The sequence below is a fragment of the Streptomyces sp. MMG1121 genome, assembly GCF_001280015.1.
In the GTDB taxonomy this organism is placed as follows: domain Bacteria; phylum Actinomycetota; class Actinomycetes; order Streptomycetales; family Streptomycetaceae; genus Streptomyces.
Map to the genome: position 1 here is coordinate 133687 of NZ_LGDV01000251.1, position 15145 is coordinate 148831.

15 protein-coding genes are annotated in these 15145 nt (G+C 72.6%); 3 read left to right on the forward strand and 12 right to left on the reverse strand.

Features of this window, described 5'->3' with window-relative positions:
• Positions 1–23: 23 nt before the first annotated feature.
• The 6 genes from ADK64_RS39065 to ADK64_RS39090 form a co-directional block, all read right to left on the reverse strand.
• Positions 24–1037: a hemolysin family protein gene (locus ADK64_RS39065; RefSeq protein ID WP_053666854.1), complete on the reverse strand. Its 1014-nt coding sequence runs from the start codon at positions 1035–1037 to the stop codon at positions 24–26.
• Positions 1034–2377: a hemolysin family protein gene (locus ADK64_RS39070; RefSeq protein WP_053666855.1), complete on the reverse strand. Its 1344-nt coding sequence runs from the start codon at positions 2375–2377 to the stop codon at positions 1034–1036. The genes ADK64_RS39065 and ADK64_RS39070 overlap by 4 nt, the downstream gene beginning before the upstream one ends.
• A 154-nt stretch (positions 2378–2531) precedes the next feature.
• Complete coding sequence (locus tag ADK64_RS39075; RefSeq protein ID WP_053667151.1) at positions 2532–2957, reverse strand: GNAT family N-acetyltransferase; 426 nt, start codon at positions 2955–2957, stop codon at positions 2532–2534.
• A 37-nt stretch (positions 2958–2994) separates the two neighbouring features.
• Positions 2995–3915 (reverse strand): LLM class F420-dependent oxidoreductase, encoded by a 921-nt coding sequence (locus ADK64_RS39080; protein ID WP_053666856.1) that lies wholly within the window; start codon positions 3913–3915, stop codon positions 2995–2997.
• Between the two features lie 155 nt (positions 3916–4070).
• Positions 4071–6638, reverse strand: coding sequence for an ABC transporter permease (locus tag ADK64_RS39085; RefSeq protein WP_053666857.1), 2568 nt, complete (start codon positions 6636–6638; stop codon positions 4071–4073).
• Between the two features lie 4 nt (positions 6639–6642).
• On the reverse strand, positions 6643–7455 hold the full coding sequence (locus ADK64_RS39090) for an ABC transporter ATP-binding protein (protein ID WP_053666858.1): 813 nt from the start codon (positions 7453–7455) through the stop codon (positions 6643–6645).
• A gap of 141 nt (positions 7456–7596) precedes the next feature.
• On the opposite strand from ADK64_RS39090, the gene ADK64_RS39095 reads away from it, so the two are divergent.
• Both ADK64_RS39095 and ADK64_RS39100 read left to right on the forward strand, forming a co-directional pair.
• Positions 7597–7836 carry a toxin-antitoxin system antitoxin component gene (locus tag ADK64_RS39095; protein WP_053666859.1) on the forward strand — a complete coding sequence of 80 codons (240 nt, stop codon included), beginning with the start codon at positions 7597–7599 and terminating at the stop codon, positions 7834–7836.
• 4 nt (positions 7837–7840) lie between these two features.
• Positions 7841–8215: a hypothetical protein gene (locus tag ADK64_RS39100; RefSeq protein WP_053666860.1), complete on the forward strand. Its 375-nt coding sequence runs from the start codon at positions 7841–7843 to the stop codon at positions 8213–8215.
• A gap of 218 nt (positions 8216–8433) precedes the next feature.
• Here the strand turns inward: ADK64_RS39100 and ADK64_RS39105 are convergent, their stop codons facing one another.
• The 4 genes from ADK64_RS39105 to bioB form a co-directional block, all read right to left on the reverse strand.
• The gene (locus ADK64_RS39105; RefSeq protein WP_053666861.1) at positions 8434–9126 is read right to left on the reverse strand and encodes a class I SAM-dependent methyltransferase; all 693 of its coding nucleotides are present in this window, start codon (positions 9124–9126) and stop codon (positions 8434–8436) included.
• 206 nt (positions 9127–9332) lie between these two features.
• Complete coding sequence (gene bioD, locus ADK64_RS39110) at positions 9333–10049, reverse strand: dethiobiotin synthase (RefSeq protein WP_053666862.1); 717 nt, start codon at positions 10047–10049, stop codon at positions 9333–9335.
• A gap of 1 nt (position 10050) precedes the next feature.
• Positions 10051–11349: an adenosylmethionine--8-amino-7-oxononanoate transaminase gene (locus ADK64_RS39115; RefSeq protein ID WP_053666863.1), complete on the reverse strand. Its 1299-nt coding sequence runs from the start codon at positions 11347–11349 to the stop codon at positions 10051–10053.
• The gene (bioB, locus tag ADK64_RS39120; RefSeq protein WP_053666864.1) at positions 11342–12550 is read right to left on the reverse strand and encodes a biotin synthase BioB; all 1209 of its coding nucleotides are present in this window, start codon (positions 12548–12550) and stop codon (positions 11342–11344) included. The genes ADK64_RS39115 and bioB overlap by 8 nt, the downstream gene beginning before the upstream one ends.
• Before the next feature lie 147 nt (positions 12551–12697).
• Here bioB and ADK64_RS39125 point away from each other — a divergent pair, with 147 nt between their 5' ends.
• Positions 12698–13825 (forward strand): 8-amino-7-oxononanoate synthase, encoded by a 1128-nt coding sequence (locus ADK64_RS39125; protein ID WP_053666865.1) that lies wholly within the window; start codon positions 12698–12700, stop codon positions 13823–13825.
• Positions 13826–13881: 56 nt separating this feature from the next.
• On the opposite strand, the gene ADK64_RS39130 is transcribed toward ADK64_RS39125, so the two are convergent.
• Both ADK64_RS39130 and ADK64_RS39135 read right to left on the reverse strand, forming a co-directional pair.
• Positions 13882–14103: a DUF397 domain-containing protein gene (locus ADK64_RS39130; protein ID WP_053666866.1), complete on the reverse strand. Its 222-nt coding sequence runs from the start codon at positions 14101–14103 to the stop codon at positions 13882–13884.
• Between the two features lie 9 nt (positions 14104–14112).
• Positions 14113–14973: a helix-turn-helix domain-containing protein gene (locus ADK64_RS39135; RefSeq protein WP_053666867.1), complete on the reverse strand. Its 861-nt coding sequence runs from the start codon at positions 14971–14973 to the stop codon at positions 14113–14115.
• Positions 14974–15145: the final 172 nt, after the last annotated feature.

Here is a 15145-nt window from a genome sequence, read left to right on the forward strand (position 1 = left end):
GGCCCCCCGAACCGCCGGAGGCCTCACGCGGGCTGTCCGAACAGCTGCCGCAGTACGTCCTCCATGGTCACCAGGCCGGCCAGCCGGCCGTCGTCGCCGAGTACGGCCGCCAGGTGGGTCCGGCTGCCGCGCATCGCGGTGAGCACGTCGTCCAGCGGGGTGCGTTCCCGCACGCGCGCGATGGGCCGCATGTCCTGCAGCCGGAACGGCATGTCCCGGGGCGAGGCGTCCAGCGCGTCCTTGATGTGGAGATAGCCCACGATCCGGCGGCCCGCGTCGACCACCGGGAACCGGGAGAATCCCGACTCGGCCGACAGACGCTCCACCTGCTCCGGGGTGACGCCCACGCGCGCGTAGACGACTTTCTCCAGCGGCACCACGACATCACGCACCGGGCGGCTGCCCAGCTCCAGGGCGTCGTGCAGCCGCTCCTGCGCCCGGTTGTCGATCAGTCCGGCCTCGCCGGCGTCCTTGACGATCTGGGCGAGCTGGGCGTCCGTGAAGGTCGCCGCGACCTCGTCCTTCGCCTCCACCCTGAGCAGCTTCAGCAGCCCGTTCGCGAAGGCGTTGACCGTGAAGATCACCGGGCGCAGCGCCCGGGACAGCGCGACCAGGGGCGGGCCCAGGAGCAGCGCGCTGCGCACCGGCTCGGCCAGCGAGATGTTCTTCGGGACCATCTCGCCCAGCAGCATGTGCAGATACGTCGCCAGGGTCAGCGCGATCACGAAGGACACGACGTGGCCCGCGCTCGCGGAGACCCCGATCGCGTGGAACACCGGCTCCAGCAGATGCGCGATCGCCGGCTCGGCGACCACGCCGAGGACCAGCGTGCACAGCGTGATGCCCAGCTGGGCGGCGGCCAGCAGCGCGGAGACGTGCTGCAGGCCCCACAGCACGCGATTCGCACGCCGGTCGCCCTCCTGGGCCAGCGGCTCGATCTGCGAGCGGCGCACGGAGATCAGCGCGAACTCGGCGCCGACGAAGAAGGCGTTGACGACGAGCGTCGCGAACCCGATCAGCAACTGTACGACCGTCATCGCGCCTCCTCCGGGCTTTCGTGGGTCTGTTCGTCGTCCAGCGGAGCGTGCAGCAGCACCCGGGCCGCCCGGCGGCCGGAGGCGTCCACCACGTCCAGCCGCCAGCCGGCGACCTCGACCGTGTCACCGGTCTGCGGTATCCGGCCCAGCAGTGCGGCGACCAGGCCGGCCAGCGTCTCGTAGGGCCCCTCGGGCACGCGCAGTCCCACGCGCGCGAGCTGGTCGGTGCGGGCCGCGCCGTCGGCCGAGTACAGCGCCCGGCCCTGCTCGTCCGTGCCGGCCGGGGCGAGGTCGGGCGTCTCGTGCGGGTCGTGCTCGTCCCGGACCTCGCCGACGACCTCCTCCACGATGTCCTCCAGCGTCGCGACGCCCGCCGTGCCGCCGTACTCGTCGATGACGACGGCCATCGTGCGCCGGCCGCCGAGCCGGTCCAGCAACCGGTCCACGGTCAGCGACTCGGGCACGAGCAGCGGCTCGCGCATCACCTGGGCGACCGGGCGGCGCGGCCGCTCCTCGGCGGGCACGGCCAGGACGTCCTTGATGTGGGCGATGCCGACGACCGAGTCCAGGCCGCCCCGGTAGACCGGGAACCGGGACAGACCGGTGGCCCGGGTGGCGTTCGCCACGTCCTCACAGGTCGCCAGGGCGTCCAGGGCGACCACCTGGACGCGCGGGGTCATCACGTTCTCCGCCGTCAGATCGGCCAGGTTCAGGGTCCGGACGAACAGCTCGGCGGTGTCCGCCTCCAGCGCGCCCTCCTTGGCGGAGTGCCGGGCGAGGGCGGCCAGCTCCTGCGGGCCGCGCGCGGAGGCCAGCTCCTCGGCCGGTTCGATGCCGAGCCGGCGCACGAAGTGGTTGGCCGAGTTGTTCAGGTGCGTGATGAAGGGCCGGAAGGCCGCGCTGAACCAGCGTTGCGCGTTGCCCACCCGCTTGGCCACGGTCAGCGGCGAGGAGATCGCCCAGTTCTTCGGCACCAGCTCGCCGACGACCATCAGGAACACCGTCGACAGCGCCGTACCGAGCACCAGGGCGACCGAACTCGCCGTCGTGTCCGACAGGCCCATCGCCCGGAACGGTCCGGCGAGCAGCTTGGCGATCGACGGCTCGGCGAGCATGCCGACCACCAGGTTGGTCACGGTGATGCCGAGCTGGGCGCCGGAGAGCTGGAAGGTCAGGTTCCGCGCTGCCTTCAGCGCGCCCGAGGCGCCCCGTTCGCCGCGCTCCGCGGCCCGCTCCAGCTCGCCGCGCTCCACCGTGGTCAGCGAGAACTCCGCCGCCACGAAGGCGCCGCAGGCGAGCGACAGCAGGATCGCCACCAGAAGGAGCAGCACTTCGGTCATCGGGTCACCCCCGTCCCATGATCGGACAGGGCAGGACGGATCGCGCGGTGTCGCGGACTGGGAGGCTCGCCCATGGGCGGACGCTCACAACCTTTCATCGAGGGCCGAGGTACTCCCCTAATGGTAAAGGACGGGCAAAGCGGCCTTGTGGGGGTCAGTCCGTGAGCGGTTTCACCCAGCGCCGCCAATGTTCCTCCGGCCCGTACCCGGCCGCGCTCCAGGCGCGCTGCGCGCTCTCGTTGCGGACCAGCACCATCGCGTCGGCGCGCCGCCCGCCGAGCCGTACGAAGCGCTCCTCGGCGGCGTCCAGCAGCGCCGAGCCGATGCCCTGCCGGCGCCGCTGCGGATGGACCGCGAGCCGGTACAGATGGCAGCGCCAGCCGTCGAAGCCCGCGATCACCGTGCCCACCAGCTCGCCGTCCAGCTCGGCCAGCAGCAGCGCCTCGGGGTCACGGTCGACCAGGCGCTCCACCCCGGCCCGGTCGTCGCTGATGCTGGTGCCCTCGGCGGCCGTCTTCCAGAAGGCGAGCACGGCATCGAGGTCGTCGGGGAGCGCGGGGCGTATCCACAGGTCGGTCATGGGGGGCATCGGATCACGGGCGGTATACCGCCCGTGATCATTTCCACCATGCGGACCCCTCGCGCATCCCCTGGGCGGATTCCGCGCGCAACCGCTCCAGCACCGGCGCGAACGCCTCCATGTACGGCTCCAGGACGGTCAGGTACGAGAAGCCGAACCGCTCGCGCAACGCCCGCACGCGCGCCACGACGTCCTCCAGCGGGCCGGCCAGCACGACGGGCAGCTCCGGCGCCTGGTCCGGGGACAGCCGCGGCTGCCGTTCCACCAACGGCTTCAGCACGGGTCCGGGATCGTCGGTGATCGCCACCAACTGGATGAGCAGGTTCAGTTCCGCCGTCTTTGCACGGCCCGCCGCCAGGCCCCGGTAGCGGGCCACCCGCTCGTCCAGTTCCTCGGCGGTGAGGGGCTCCAGCGACCCCGGAGCATGGCCCGGCCGGGCGCCGGTGAAGGCCGCGATGTCCGCATGCTCGGCGGACAGCCGCAGCATCCGGTCACCGTTGGCGCCGATCAGCAGCGGTACGCGGGAGTGGCCGGGCCGGGGCCGCGACCCGGCGGAGTCCAGCAGCCGGTTCACTTCCTCGACCGTGCGGGCGAGATGGTCCACCCGCTCGCCCGGCGAGCCGAACGGCAGCCCGGCCGCCGCGTGCTCGGCCGGCACGTACCCCGTGCCGAGCCCGAGTTCGAGACGCCCGCCGGTGAGCGCGTCCGTGGTCGCGACCTCGCGGGCCAGCAGGGCGGGGTTCCAGAAACCCGTGTTGAGCACGAACGTGCCGAGCCGGGGCCGCTCGGTCGCCTCGGCCGCCGCGACCAGCGCCGGGAACGGCGCGACCATGCCGAGGTGATCCGGTACGAGGATCACGTCGTACCCCAGCTCCTCGGCACGCCGGCACTTCGCGCGCCACTCGGCGGCGGGCGCGGGCGTGAGCAGGTTGACCCCGAAACGGAACGGGCGCGACATGAACTCTCCTCGGTGGTCGATGACTTGGGCCTCCTCCCGTGATCTGATCCGATCACGCAGGCGGCCGGGCGGGTGCAGGAGGCCGTCGGCTGTGGGTGACCGTCGCCCCGGCGCAGGAGCGTCCCCGCGGTGGGCCGTCCTTGCCCGGCGGGCGGTCACTCGTGCGCGATCGCCGCCAGCACGTTCATCCGCGATGCCCGCAGCGCCGGCAGCAGGGCCGCCACCACGCCCACCACCGCCGCGCCGATCACGACCCCGACGATCGTGCCCCAGGGAATCGCGAGTGCCGTCAGCCCGCGCAGGGCCAGCACCTGCTGCATGCACACGCCCCACACGAGCCCGAGCGCCAGCCCGAGGACCGCGCCGAACACCGCGATCACCACCGACTCCAGGCGGATCATCCGGCGCAACTGCCGCCGCCCCAGACCGATCGCGCGCAGCAGCCCGATCTCCCGGGTCCGTTCCACCACGGACAGGGCGAGGGTGTTGACCACACCGAGCACGGCGATGACGATCGCCAGCGCGAGCAGCGCGTACACGAGGTAGAGCAGAACGGCGATCTGGTCGTGCACCAGTTGCTTGTAGTCGGTCTGGTTGCGCACCTGGACCTGCGGGAACGGCTTGAGCGCCCGCTCCAGCCGGGGGCGCAGGTCCTGCGGTTTCGTGCCGGCGGCCGCGTTGACGTAGAGCACGGAGTCCTGGCCGTTCGGCACATACCTGTCGAAGGTGGCGAGGCCGAACCAGATGCCGCCCTGGGCGCCGAAGCCGTTCGCCGACGCCTGGTCGGTGAGCGCCCCGACGGTCAGCTGCGTGTGCCGTCCGCCGGGGAACTCGACCGGGAGCACGCTGCCGATCCGCACCCCGTGGTCCTTGGCGAAGCCGGCGTCCATCGCGAGATGCCCGTCCGCCAGCGCGGCCGCCGAGGTGCCCCGTGCGTAGGTGGTGTGCACGACGTCGTCCAGCCCGGGGCCGTATGCGGCGGCGGACGTGACGACCCGGTTCCCGTTCGGCAGCCGTACGGCGAACGGCGTGAGCCGCTGCGGCACGACGAGCCCGACGCCGCGCGTGGCGGCCACGGTGTCCCGCACCTGTTTCGTGTACGGCGTGAAGTTGGTGTTCTGGATGATGAAGTCGGCGCCCAGCGTCCGGTCGATCTGCCGGTCGAACGACGCCGACATCGAGGCGCTCGCCACCGACATCCCGCCGACCAGGGCCAGCCCCACCATGAGCGCGGCGGCCGTGGCGCCGGTACGGCGCGGATTGCGCAGGGCGTTGCGCTGGCTCATCCGCCCGACCGGGCCGAACAGCGCGGGGAAGGCCGCGCCGAGCACCCGGATCACCGGCCGCACCAGCAGCGGCCCGGCGACCACCGTCGCGATCAGCGTCAGGGCCACGCCGGCCCCCAGCAGCGCGGCCGCCTGCGCCGTCCTCGTGGCCGCCGCGCACCCGGCCAGCGCCGCCGCTCCGGCCGCCCCCAGCACCGCGCCGACGACCGCCCGCGTCCTCAGCGGCCTGCCCACACCGGCGACTTCGGCGTCCACGAGCGCGGCCATCGGCGAGACCGCCGCCGCCCGCCGCGCGGGCAGATAGGCGGCCACGAAGGTGACGCCGAGCCCGACGACGTACGCCGCGACGGGCGTCTTCCAGCCGACGACCATCTCCGTTGCCTTCAGGTTCATGCCGAGCGTGCTCATCAGCCGGATCAGCCCCAGCGCCAGCCCGATCCCCGCCCCGAGTCCGAGCGTCGAACCGACCAGCCCGAGCAGCGCCGCCTCGGTGAGCACCGAGCGCCGCACCTGCCGCCGGTCCGCGCCAAGAGCCCGCAACAGACCCAGTTCACGGGTGCGTTGGGCGATCAGCATGGAGAAGGTGTTGACGATGAGGAACACGCCGACGAGCAGCGCGACACCGGCGAAGCCGAGCATCACGTACTTGATCACGTCCAGGAACGGGCCGAGGGCGGCAGCCGCCGACTTGGCCTGCTCGCCGGCGGTCTTCAGGTCGTAGGCGCGGGTGTCGACCGCCGCGCCGATCCTGCGTTTGAGTTCCGCGTCGGACACGCCCTTCGCCGCGTCCGCCGAGACGCTGGTCGCCAGCCGCTCGGACCCGAGCAGTTCACGGCCCGCCACCGCCGGGTCCAGGAAGACCAGGGCCGCGCCCGGGTTGGTCGTGGTGAACGTGGCGATCCCGACGACGCGGATCCGGAACGTGCCCGGCTGCGCCTGCACCGTCAGCATGTCGCCGATCCCCACGTGCTTCTTGCCGGCCGTGTCCGCGTCCAGCAGCCCCTCGCCCGCACCGTGCGGCGCGTGGCCGGAGGTGAGCTTCACCGGGCTGCGGTCGCTGACGTACCAGGCGGTGGCGATGGTGGGCGCGCCGGTGGTCGACCCGATGGACCTGTCGTGGCCGTCGACCACGACGACGTTCTGCACCTTGACGTCCGCGCGGGCCGCCGCGACCCCGGGCACCCGCGCCACCCGGTCCCGCAGCGCGGCGGGCATGGCCTGCACCAGGCTGCTCGGCAGCGAGGACTTCAGGCTCTGTTTCGGCTGCACGGTCACATCGGCGGCCGCGGAGGCGAACAGCCGGTCGAAGGTACGGGTGACGGTGTCGGAGAAGATCAGGCTGCCCGCGACGAACGCCACGGACAGGACCACGGCCAGCGCGGACAGCGCGAGCCGCCCCTTGTGCGCGAGGAAACTCCTCAGGGTCGCCTTGAGCACCGGGTCAGTCCTCCTGGGCGGCGCTGTCGTCGCCGAGCCGTTCCCGCACGATGTCGAACCGTTTCATCCGCTCGAGGACGGAGTCCGCCGTCGGCCGTTCCATCTCGTCCACGATCCGACCGTCGGCGAGGAAGAGCACCAGGTCGGAATGGGCGGCGGCGCCGGGGTCGTGGGTGACCATGACGACCGTCTGCCCGAGATCGTCCACCGCGCCGCGCAGGAAGCCCAGCACCTCCAGGCCGGCCCGCGAGTCCAGATTGCCGGTCGGCTCGTCGGCGAAGACCAGCTCCGGCCGGGAGACCAGCGCCCGCGCACAGGCGACCCGCTGCTGCTGACCGCCGGACAGCTGCGCGGGCCGGTGCGTCAGCCGGTCCCGCAGACCGAGCGTGTCGATCACCTGGTCCAGCCACCGCTCGTCGGGTCTGCGGCCGGCGATGGCCATCGGCAGGGTGATGTTCTCGGCGGCGGTGAGCGTCGGGATGAGGTTGAACGACTGGAACATGAAGCCGATCCGGTCCCGCCGCAACCGGGTCAGCTCGCGTTCCCGCAGCCCGGTGATCTCGGTGCCGCCCAGCCACACCTGGCCGGCCGACACGGTGTCGAGGCCCGCCAGACAGTGCATGAGCGTGGACTTCCCGGACCCCGAGGGCCCCATCACGGCGGTGAACCGGCCGCGTGTGATGTCCACGTCCACCGAGTCCAGGGCGACGACGGCCGTCTCGCCGGAGCCGTAGGCCTTGGTCAGCCCGCGGGCGCGGGCCGCGATCCCGCCGTCCGGCGCGCCGCCCGGAGCGTGCTGCGCAGCAGGTGTGGACAAGACCGCCTCCCGGTCGCGTCGACGTACCGACTCCCTGGTCCGGGCCGAGCCTAGTGTGACCCGTCGCACATCAGGAATCCCCCGGGGGTCCGAGGACGCGGGCAGTTGCCGCTGCTAGCAATTCGGCGCTAGCTTCGAGGTATGGCGAAGACCCAGCTGAACGTGCGCGTGGACGAGGGCACCGCCCGCGCGGCGCGCGAACGTGCCCTGGCCCGCGGTATCAGCGTCAACCGGTACATAGAAGAGCTGGTCAGACAGGACACCGGGGAGGCCGGCCGTACGTTCGTGGAAGCCGCCGCCGACTTCATGAAGCAGTACGAGACCGTGTTCGCGGAGGAGTTCACCGAGACCCGCGGCACCGGTACCGGGGACGGCCGCTGATCACTTGAACGAGCTCAGCATCGACCTCGCCTGGCTGCTCATGCTCGCCGAACAGCGCACGCCCGGGGACCCGCAGGTCACCGACTGGGGCGCGCTGATCGCCGCCGTCGCCCGGCACCGGGCCGAGGTGTTCGGCGTGCCGGTCTACGACGACCCGCACGCCCGTGCCGCCTCGCTCCTCCAGCTCCTGATCCACGTACCGGCGCTGGAGCGCTCCAACGCGCTGTTCGCCTCGGCGGTCGCCTACGCCTACCTGGTCGCCAGCGGGGTGAAGGTCGTCACCACACCGGAACAGGTACGCGATCTCGCCCGGCTGGTGAAGGACGGCGCGACCGACGTGGACGACATCGCGCGGGAGCTGCGCCGCTGGGGCGTCTGACGGGCGCGGCCGTCGGGTGCGTCTGACCGGAAGCCACCGGAGTGGCCGACTGGGACCCGGCGGAGTGACCGACCGGACCCCGGCGGAGTGGCCGACTGGGACCCGTCGGAGTGGCCGACCGGGACCCGTCGGAGTGACCGACCGGAAACCGTCGCAGTGACCGACGAGAGGCCGCCGGAGCCCCGGCCGCCGACCCGCCCCGCCCCGTCCGCGTCCGGTCAGCGGGCCACCTCTTCCCCCGGCCGCCACGCGACGCCCAGCGTGCCGTACGAGGTCGGCAGCCTGGGCCCCTTCTCGGGCAGCAACACCAGCCGGTGCGGGCCGAGTTCGAACCCGGCCGCGCGCAGCTCCGCGACCGGCTCCCGCGCCACGTGACAGCCGCCGAACAGCACCGGCCACACCGTGCGGTCCAGGGTCCGCTGGGTCAGCTTCATCACCCGGCCGCCGCCCCGCCCGTGCTCCAGGAAGCGCACCTCGCCACCGGGCCGGAGCACCCGCCGTACCTCGGCCAGGGCCCGCGCCACGTCCCGTACGCTGCACAGCACCAGTGACAGCACCGCCGCGTCGAAGGCCTCGCTCTTGACGGGCAGTGCCTCCGCCGCGCCCGGCACCACGTCGACCGGCACCTGGGCGCGCAGCGCGGCATCCTGCGCCAACTTCCTGAGCAGCGGCTCCGGTTCGATCGCGACGACCTCGGCGACGGCCGTGGGATAGTGCGCGAAGTTCAGCCCGTTCCCCGCGCCGATCTCGATCACCCGCCCGGACAGTCCGGCGAGCAGCCGGTCGCGCACCTCGGCCATGCCGAGCCGGGTCTCGGCATTCACGCTGAGCCGGGTGTAGAAGCGCGCGAACACCGGATGGTGGACGGGACTCCGCGCCACCTTGCCGGAGGCGGAGGACAGCAACCGCATGACAACCTCCCGGAGCAGAACGGGCCTGAGACCTGAGAAGAGTGTCCCCCGTACACCCCGGTCACACCCCCGGTCGGCAGGCCCCGGGCGCGCCGCGGCCGAACGCCGGTCCTGGCCGGGGCCGAGTCACCCAGGTGCCCAGGACCGGCTGCCGGCGCGGCCCACGAGCGCCGGTCGCCGTCACCCCGGACTGCCTGCGCGCCCGCCTACGGCGCCGTCCGCACCCGGAACGCCTCCGCGTCCCAGGTGCCGTCCAGGCGGGGGGCCAGCCAGGCCGGGGCCGTCGTGCGGAAGGCGGCCGGTGCCAAGGCGCCCGCCCCGGACGGGATCGCGCCGAGCAGGGGAGCATCGGCGACCTCCGGGAGGTCGGCCACGTTGCAGCGCGAGGCGAGGTCGGGGGAGTCGGGCCAGCTGCCGATCACCAGGCCGGCCAACTCCAGCTCCCGGCGCCGCAGTTCGCGGGCCGTCAGCTCCGTGGTGTTCAGCGTGCCGAGCCCCGCCGTGGCCACGACCAGCACCGGTGCGTTCAGCAGCCGGGCCGCGTCCGCCAGGGTGCCGCCGGCCGCGTCGAACCGGACCAGCAGCCCGCCCGCCCCCTCGACCAGCACCAGATCGTGCTCGGTGGCCAGCTTGGCCGCGCGGTCGGCCACCTCGTGCGGGTGCACCGGCGCCATCCCGGCCCGCCGGGCCGCCGTACCCGGAGCCAACGGCTCGGGGTAGCGGGCCAGTTCGGTGGCCGTGACCGCACCCGCGAGCCGCGCGACCTCGTCGGCGTCCCCGCGCTCGTCCGGCCGTACCCCGGTCTGGGCGGCCTTCAGCACCGCGACCGAGCGTCCGGCCGCGAGGGCCGCCGCGGCGACGGCGGCCGTGGTGACGGTCTTGCCGACCTCCGTGCCCGTCCCCGTGATCACCAGTACCGGCATCTCATCCCTCCCGCGCCGCGGCGCACACCGCGCGCGCGATCCGTGCCACGTCCTCGTCCGAGGTGACGTACGGCGGCATCGTGTAGACCAGATCGCGGAACGGGCGCAGCCACACGCCCTCCCGCACGGCGGCCCGGGTGGCCGCCGTCATGTCCACCTCGTGGTCGAGCTGGACCACTCCGATGGCGCCGAGGACCCGGACGTCCCGTACGCCCGGGAGTTCCGCGGCCTGGGCCAGTCCCTCGCGCAGGCCCGCCTCGATCCGCTTGACCTCCGACAGCCAGTCCTGCCCCAGCAGCAGTTCGACGGAGGCGCAGGCCACGGCCGCGGCGAGCGGGTTGCCCATGAACGTCGGCCCGTGCGCGAGCACCGGTACCTCGCCCCGTGAGATGCCGTCGGCGATCCGCGCGGTGCACAGTGTCGCCGCCATGGTCAGATAGCCGCCGGTCAGCGCCTTGCCCACGCACATCACATCCGGGGTGACGGCCGCGTGGTCAGCCGCGAACAGCGCGCCGGTACGGCCGAATCCGGTGGCGATCTCGTCGAACACCAGCAGCACGTCGTGCGCGTCGCACGCCTCGCGCAGCACCCGCAGGTAGTCGGGGGAGTGGAAGCGCATCCCGCCGGCGCCCTGCACGACCGGCTCCACGATCACCGCGGCCAGCTCGTCCGCGTGCCGGGCGATCAGCTCGCGCAGATGGCCGGCGTAGGACTCCTCGTACTGTGCGGGCGGCGCGTCGGCGAAGACCTGGCGGGGCAGGACGCCCGCCCACAGGTCGTGCATCCCGCCCTCGGGATCGCACACCGACATCGGCTGCCAGGTGTCGCCGTGGTAGCCGCCGCGCCAGGTCAGCAGCCGACGCTTGCCGGGTCGGCCGAGCGAACGCCAGTACTGCAGGCACATCTTCACGGCGACCTCGACCGACACCGAGCCGGAGTCGGCCAGGAAGACGTGCTCCAGACCCTCGGGTGACATGTCGACAAGGAGCTTCGCGAGTCGTACGGCGGGCTCGTGGGTGAGCCCGCCGAACATCACGTGGCTCATCCGGCCGAGCTGCCGCCGCGCCGCCTCGTCCAGGACCGGGTGCCGGTAGCCGTGGATCGCCGACCACCAGGACGACATGCCGTCGACCAGCTCGCCCGAGCCGTCCGCGAGCCGCAGCCGGACCCCGCTCGCCGACTCCACGACGAGCGGTTCGGCCCGTCCGGGCATCGGTCCGTACGGATGCCACACGTGCCGCCGGTCCAGCTCCAGCAGTTCGGACACGCTCGGGCCGGGCGGGCCGGACAGCTCAGGCATTGGGCGCGAGGTCCGTCCCGGCACCCCGGCGGCGGACGGCGACGAGGTCGGTGCGCGCCTCGGTGGCGACGTCCGCCGCGGCCGTACCGCACACGTCAGCACCTTCGTGACCGCATCCGTCCGCCCCCTCGTGCGAGCCGCAGACGGAGCCGCATCCGGCACTCTCGTGCGAGCCGCAGCCGCCCGCGCCCGCTGTCGCCCGGTGCTCCGGCAGCGTCACCTCGCCGGTGCCCTCCACCTCGAACCCGGCGTCCGCGATCATCTCCAGGTCCGCCTTGCCCGCCTGGCCCTCCGTGGTGAGGTAGTCGCCCAGGAAGATCGAGTTGGCCAGGTGCAGCGCGAGGGGCTGCATCGTGCGCAGGTGGACCTCGCGGCCGCCCGCGATCCGTACCTCCACGTCCGGGCAGACGAACCGCACCATCGCCAGGATCCGCAGACAGCGCTGCGGGGTCAGGTTCCACTCCTTGGCCAGCGGCGTGCCCTCGACCGGGATCAGGAAGTTGACCGGCACCGAGTCCGGGTCCAGCCCGCGCAGCGAGAAGACGACGTCGACGAGGTCCTCGTCCGTCTCGCCCATGCCCGCGATGAGACCCGAGCACGCGGACAGACCGGCCGCGTGCGCCTTCTGCACCGTGTCCACCCGGTCGGCGTAGGTGTGGGTGGTGGTGATGTCCCCGTAGATGGACTCCGAGGTGTTCAGGTTGTGGTTGTAGGCGTCCGCGCCCGCCGCACGCAGCCGTTCCGCCTGGCCGTCGGAGAGCAGACCGAGACAGGCGCACACCTCGACGCCCTCGTTCTGCTCCTTGATCGCCTGGATGGTGCCCGCCACCCGGTCCACGTCACGGTCGGTCGGCCCGCGTCCGGACGCCACGAGGCAGACCCGCTTGGCGCCGCCGGCCAGACCCGCGGCCGCCGCCCGGGAGGCGTCCTCGGGCTTGAGCCAGGTGTACTTCAGGATGCCGGTGTCGGAGCCGAGCCGCTGGGAGCAGTAGGAGCAGTCCTCCGGGCACAGGCCCGACTTGAGGTTGACGAGATAGTTGAGTTTCACCCGCCGGCCGAACCAGTGCCGGCGCACCTTCCCGGCCGCGGTCACCACATCGAGCAGGTCGTCGTCGGAGGTGGCCAGTACGGCGAGCGCTTCCTCGCGGGTCGGCAGCTCGCGCCGAAGCCCCTTGTCCACCAGCGTGTTCAGCAGGTCCATGAGGTCCGATCCTGTCCTACGGGACCGCCCCGGGCCAAGGAGAGATTGCACAACAGAGACCGTTCACCGTGTGGGTATTGCCACACCCTGGGCGGCCGGGCGTGCCGCTAGTGTCTGTGCGCTACCTACAAAAGCCCCGGAGGACCCATGGCGTTCGGCTGGATCGACGACCAGGCCGCGGCGCGCCGCCGCGCCGGACTCGTACGGACCCTGCGCCCGCGCCCCGCCGACTCGCCCCTGCTGGACCTGGCGAGCAACGACTACCTGGGGCTGGCCCACCACCCCGAGGTCACCGAGGGCGCGGCCCGGGCGGCCCGTACCTGGGGCGGCGGCTCCACCGGGTCCCGGCTGGTCACCGGCACCACGGAACTGCACACCGAGCTGGAGCGCGAGCTGGCCGCCTTCTGCGGCTTCGAGGCCGCCCTGGTCTTCTCCTCCGGCTACGCCGCGAACCTGGCCGCGGTCACGACGCTCGGCCCGCACGGCTCGCTGATCGTCTCCGACGCGGGCAACCACGCCTCGCTCATCGACGGCTGCCGGCTCGCCCGGGGTGAGCGGCAGGTCGTCGGGCACGCGGACCCGGAGGCGGTGCGCAAGGCGCTGGCCACCCGCCAGGGGCCGGCGGTCGTCGTCTCCGACACGGTGTTCTCCGTGGACGGTGACGCGGCACCGCTGGCCGAGCTGGCCAAGGCGTGCCGGGAGTACGGCGCCGGGCTGGTCGTGGACGACGCCCACGGGCTCGGGGTACTGGGCGACGGCGGCCGGGGTGCGCCGTACGCGGCCGGGCTCGCGGGCGCCGCGGACATGGTGGCCACGGCCACCCTGTCCAAGTCGCTGGGCAGTCAGGGCGGGGTGGTGCTGGGCCCCGCGCGGGTGATCGACCATCTGGTCAACGCGGCCCGGACCTTCATCTTCGACACGGGCCTCGCTCCGGCGGCGGCCGGCGCGGCCCTGGCGGCGCTGCGCCTGCTCGCGCGGGAACCCCGGCGCGCGGCACGGGCCCGCGAGGTGGCCGCGGACCTGCACGCACGGCTGACCGCCGCGGGCCTGGAGGCGGTGCATCCGGACGCCGCGGTGGTCTCCGTGCGGGCTCCGTCCCCGGAGCAGGCGGTGCGCTGGGCGGCCGACTGCCGTACGGCAGGGCTGGCCGTGGGATGCTTCCGTCCTCCTTCCGTGCCCGACGGCATCTCGAGACTGAGGCTGACCGCCCGCGCGGATCTGTCCGGGGCCGAGATCGAACGCGCTGTACGGGTGATCGACGAAACGCGACCATGAGTCGGCGTGACACGGCCGTGCTCCGCATGAGAAGGATCAGTAGTGATCGATTCTGATCAGATGGTGGACGCGAACTCCGCCCAGCTCGCGGCAGAGAAGAGCAGCGCGGGTCCGGCGGGGTTCTTCGAGTCGCGTACGGCGAGCAGCCCGGCCCGGGGGCCGGAGCACGGCCGCGCCGTCTCCACACAGTTGTTGGCTCCCGTGCTGTAGCTGCTGCGCAGCCAGCGCACGTCGTGCAGGTCGGTACTGGCAGGGACGTTCCGAGGCAGTGCTGACATGGTGCCTCCTTACGCGCCGTCACCTATTCCGGCGATGTAATCCAACGTGTCCTCGGGGGAAAGGGCGTGGAACCGAAGGGTGTCGAAGGCCTCCGAGTAAGCCTGGAGGTCTTCTTTCCGTTCGAGGTAGAGGCTACTCGTCAATTGGTCGAGAACAACCACGTCCAGATCGGAAGTGCTCGGAAATGAGAAGATAACGAAAGGTCCGGTGAGTCCCACATGGGCTCCGGCCCCGAACGGCAGTACCTGGAGCCGGACTTGGGGCAGTCGGGCGGCCTCCGTCAGCCGCTCCAGCTGCCGGGCCATCACCTCGGGACCGCCGACCTCGCGCCGCAGCACCGCCTCGTCCAGCACCGCGCACAGCTTCAGCGGCCGGCTCGAGCGCAGCACGTCCTGCCTGGCCAGCCGCACTTCCACCAGCGTGTCCAGGCGCTCCTCGTCCAGGCCGTGCACGGCCGCCCGGGTCACCGCGCGGGCGTACTCGGGCGTCTGGAGCAGGCCCGGCACCACCGTGGTCTCCAGGGTGCGCATCGCGCTCGCCTGCGACTCCAGACTGATGAAATCCCGGTACGTGGGCGGCAGCACTCCGCGGTAGGCGTGCCACCAGCGATGCCGGTCACCCGCGTCCTCGGAGCCCGCCAGCATCAGCAGTAACTCGCGCAGATGCCTGTCCTGCACCCCGTAGGCGTCCAGCAGCGACCGCACATCGGCTGGTTTCACCCCGCTGGCCCCGGTCTCGATACGGCTCACCTTCGACTGGTGCCAGCCGACCAGCCCGGCCGCCTCACCGCTCGTGAGCCCAGCGCCGGTCCGCAGCATGCGCAGTTCGGCACCCAGTTTGCGGCGCCGCACTGCCGGCCCGTTCTGCATGGGCTCCTCCTTACTCCTTCCGGGCCGCCCAAATACGGTCTCGCGTCGTAGAGTTCACCGCTTCGGGCGACAGATATATGCATATCTTGGTGGATGCCCCCCGTGACCAGCCCGGTGATGGCAGTCTGACGAGGAAGCACCAGTCCGGGACCGTACTCGAACCAACCGCTCC